At 61.8% G+C, this 3,474-nt stretch carries 5 protein-coding genes; 4 read left to right on the forward strand and 1 reads right to left on the reverse strand.

Annotated elements, in window-relative coordinates; translation table 11 throughout:
* The 3 genes from L9Z73_RS27580 to L9Z73_RS27590 all read left to right on the forward strand — a co-directional run.
* The coding region (locus tag L9Z73_RS27580) for an FMN-binding negative transcriptional regulator (RefSeq protein ID WP_247407828.1) at nucleotides 1-252 on the forward strand (252 nt) is incomplete at its 5' end.
* The gene (locus tag L9Z73_RS27585; RefSeq protein ID WP_247407830.1) at nucleotides 249-695 is read left to right on the forward strand and encodes a GNAT family N-acetyltransferase; all 447 of its coding nucleotides are present in this window, start codon (nucleotides 249-251) and stop codon (nucleotides 693-695) included. The genes L9Z73_RS27580 and L9Z73_RS27585, both read left to right, overlap by 4 nt.
* Nucleotides 696-705: 10 nt before the next feature.
* Nucleotides 706-1,377, forward strand: coding sequence for a GNAT family N-acetyltransferase (locus tag L9Z73_RS27590; protein WP_247407832.1), 672 nt, complete (start codon nucleotides 706-708; stop codon nucleotides 1,375-1,377).
* 496 nt (nucleotides 1,378-1,873) lie between these two features.
* Here the strand turns inward: L9Z73_RS27590 and L9Z73_RS27595 are convergent, their stop codons facing one another.
* Entirely contained in the window at nucleotides 1,874-2,776 is a 903-nt protein-coding gene (locus L9Z73_RS27595; RefSeq protein WP_247407833.1) for a homocysteine S-methyltransferase family protein, read from the reverse strand.
* A 113-nt stretch (nucleotides 2,777-2,889) separates the two neighbouring features.
* Here L9Z73_RS27595 and L9Z73_RS27600 point away from each other — a divergent pair.
* Nucleotides 2,890-3,474 (forward strand): transporter substrate-binding domain-containing protein (locus L9Z73_RS27600; RefSeq protein WP_247407836.1); only part of this gene is annotated, 585 nt, incomplete at its 3' end.

The following is a 3,474-nucleotide window of genomic DNA, read 5'->3' on the forward strand; positions in this document are numbered from 1 at the left end:
CTCACCGACCGCCACGAAGGCCGCCGCGCCCAGCCCTGGAAAGTCAGCGACGCGCCGGCCGACTACATTGAAGGCATGCTCAAGGCCATCGTCGGTTTCGCCTTGCCCATCGAACGCCTGATCGGCACACGCAAACTCAGCCAGAACCGCAGTGCCGCCGACATCCAGGGCGTGCGCGAAGGGCTGGCCACCAGCCTTGACGTGCGCGACCAGACCCTCGCCCGTTTTATTCCTCAAGGAACCCCAGAATGAGCCCGATCGACATCCGCCCGGTCACCGCCGCCGACCACGCCGCCTGGCTGCCGCTGTGGCACGCGTATTTGCAGTTCTACAACACCGAACTGCCGGACGCCGTCAGCCAGAGCACCTGGCAACGCCTGCTCGACGCCCGTGAGCCGACCCATTCCGCGCTCGCCTGGCAAGACGGCAAAGCGGTGGGCATGGTCAACTTCATCTACCACCGCTCCAACTGGAGCATTGAAAACTCCTGCTACCTGCAAGACCTATTGGTGGACCCGGCCCAGCGCGGCACCGGGGTTGGCCGCACATTGATCGAATTCGTCTACGCCACGGCCAAAGCCGACGGCTGCTGCAAGGTCCATTGGCTGACCCACGAGACCAATGCCACCGCGATCCAACTGTACGAACGCATTGCCGAACGCCCAGGTTTCATCCAATTTCGCAAAGGTCTTTAAGGAGCGCAGCATGTCCACCTCTCTCGCCGACTGGCAAGGCGTCCCGGCGCCCACGGTACAACTGCTCGAAGGGCGTTTCATTCGCCTGGAAAAACTCGACCCGGCGCGCCACGCCGACGGTCTGTGGCACGCCCTCGAAGGCCCCGGCGCCGACCCCAAGCTGTGGGACTATTTGCCGTATGGCCCGTTCAGCGACCGCGCCGCGTTCGATGCCTGGCTCAACAACCATGCCCAGCACAACGAGCCGTATTTCTTCAGCGTGATCGACCGCGCCAGCGGCGATGTGCAGGGCATCCTCAGCCTGATGTCCATCGTCCCGACCCACGGGCGCATCGAAATCGGCCACGTCACCTTCGGCGCGCCGATGCAGCGCTCGCCGAAAAGCACCGAAGCCGTTTATCTATTGGCCAAACATGCTTTCGAGCTGGGCTACCGCCGGCTGGAGTGGAAGTGCAACAACGGCAATGCCCGCTCCAAATATGCCGCCGAGCGGCTGGGGTTCAGTTTTGAAGGGGTGTTCCGCCAGCACATGGTGGTCAAGGGGCAGAACCGGGACACGGCGTGGTATTCGATGCTGGACTCGGAATGGCCGTCGATCGGGGCGGGGTTTGAGCAATGGCTGTCGGAGGCCAACCAGGCAGGTTCGGGGCAATTGAAAAGCCTGGCGGAGTGCCGCGCCTAAACCCCACAGACCGCGCAGCAGCAGAATATGGGAGCGGGCTTGCCCGCGAGGCGGTGGGTCAGTCGAGATTGATTTTCGACTGGTCTACCGCTAACGCGGCATAGGTATCTACACATCCGATGGCGCTGACAACCCCAGTCGTATCGCGAGCGGTTGCTTTGCTTTTGCTCTGTTTTTGATTTTGATCTTAGGCGCCCCGTTAACCACGCTGGCCGAACCTAGGCGAGGCACCGAGTGGTGGGGCAAGAGCGTTTTGCTTACTTTTGCGCTTTTCAAAAGTGAGCCGCCGTAAGGGCGGAACCCATAGCGGACGTTACCTGAATAATGGATATGTACTCATTCCAACCCGAATAAAGGGTCGGCCCACAGGCCGCCACGGGAGCAAGCTCCCTCGCCACAGGTCCGTCGAACTACCAATAAAAATGTGTAGATACCCATGGCTATCGGAGGCAAGCTCCCTCCCACACTCGGTCGTCAGTGCCATCCGCACCGGGTGTCAGTCGACAAGCTGCTTGGCCAGCACCGCAATATGCTCCGGCCCGATCCCGCAGCAACCGCCCAAATGGCTGGCGCCGCGCTTCTGCCAATCGGCCGCCCATTGCAGGTAGCCCGGCGGGTCAAGGTCTTCGCGCAACGGGTCGAGGCCGTCGTTGGCCGTGGCCTCCTTGGGCTGCGGCGGGAAGGCGTTGGCGTAGGCACCAATCTGGATCGCCACCCCCAGGCGCTCGAAGGTCTGGCGTGCCGCGTCAATCGCCGCGCCAATCACTTCCGGCTGGCTGCAGTTGAACAACAGCACCTGCACCCCCAGTTGCGCAGCCGCTTCGGCCGCCTCTGCCACCGGCTCGCCGGAACGCAGGCGCGGCACCTCGTCGGTGTCTTCGTCCTTCAGGGTAAACGACAGCCAGAACGGTTTGCCGTCCGCCGGCAGACCGGCATGGATGGCCCGCGCCTCGACAATCGAACTCTGGGTTTCCGCCAGCCACAGGTCAACATAAGGCGCCAGGCCAGTCACCAGGGGCGTCAGCAGCTCGCTGACCCGATCGGCTTCAAACAGGTCGGGCCGATAAGAACCGAACAGTGGCGGCAGGGAACCTGCCACACGTACCGCTTGGCCGGATGCTAGCACCGCACGCCGCGCCAATTCACCGGCCAACGCCGCCAGGGCCTGGCCCTCGGCAGCAAACCGCGCTTCGCCAATATGAAACGGTACAACGGCGTAGCTGTTGCTGGTGATCACGTTGGCGCCGCTCTGGATGTAAGCCGCGTGTACCGCCTCCACCGCCTGCGGTGCTTCACTCAATGCCAGCGCTGACCACTCCGGCTGCCGGAACGGCGCGCCTCGGCGTTGCAGTTCGCGGCCCATGCCACCATCGAGAATTACTGTGCGTGCTGCGGCCATATACTTTTTACTCATAAGCTTATGAAAATAACTCACTATGAGAGTCGCCCTTATAACTATTTAATACGGTAAATTCGCTCCATAACAACTTCTTTTTGATTCGGGTGTCTCTCTTGAAACTAAAACCGCTACTGGCCCTGGGCCTGACCATGCTGGCTGCCTCCACCCAAGCCTTCGGCGGTGCAACCCTGGACCGGGTTGAGAAAAACCACGAACTGGTCGGTGTGCTGATGGAAAGCTACCCACCCTTCTCGTTCCTCAACGAGCAGAACCAGCTCGACGGTTTCGACGTCGACGTGGCCAAGGCCGTCGCGCAAAAACTCGGCGTGAAACTGCGCCTGGAGACCCCTTCCTGGGACGTGATCGCCGCCGGTCGCTGGAGCGGGCGTTACGACATTTGCATCTGCTCGATGACCCCAAGCAAGGCCCGCGCTGAAGTGTTCGACTTCCCGGTGGAGTACTACGCCTCGCCTGCGGTGATCGTGGTCAATGCCAAGGATGAGCGCATCCACGGCGCCAAGGACCTGAGCGGCAAGAAAGTCGGCCTCACCAGCGCCTCCAGCTACGAGAGCTACCTGAACAAAAACCTGGTGATCGAAGGCGCCGAAGACACCCAACTGCAGTACCCGTTCGAGAACGTGCAGATTGCCCCCTATGACACCGACAACGTGGCTTTCCAGGACCTGGGCCTGGGCGCC

The sequence above is a fragment of the Pseudomonas emilianonis genome, from assembly GCF_023072625.1.
Classification (GTDB): Bacteria; Pseudomonadota; Gammaproteobacteria; order Pseudomonadales; family Pseudomonadaceae; genus Aquipseudomonas; species Aquipseudomonas paraveronii.

Coding starts and splice junctions, on each gene's coding strand:
- L9Z73_RS27585 (WP_247407830.1), top strand. CDS start 249: ATGAGCCCGATCGACATCCGCCCGGTCACCGCCGCCGACCACGCCGCC.
- L9Z73_RS27590 (WP_247407832.1), top strand. CDS start 706: ATGTCCACCTCTCTCGCCGACTGGCAAGGCGTCCCGGCGCCCACGGTA.
- L9Z73_RS27595 (WP_247407833.1), bottom strand. CDS start 2,776: ATGGCCGCAGCACGCACAGTAATTCTCGATGGTGGCATGGGCCGCGAA.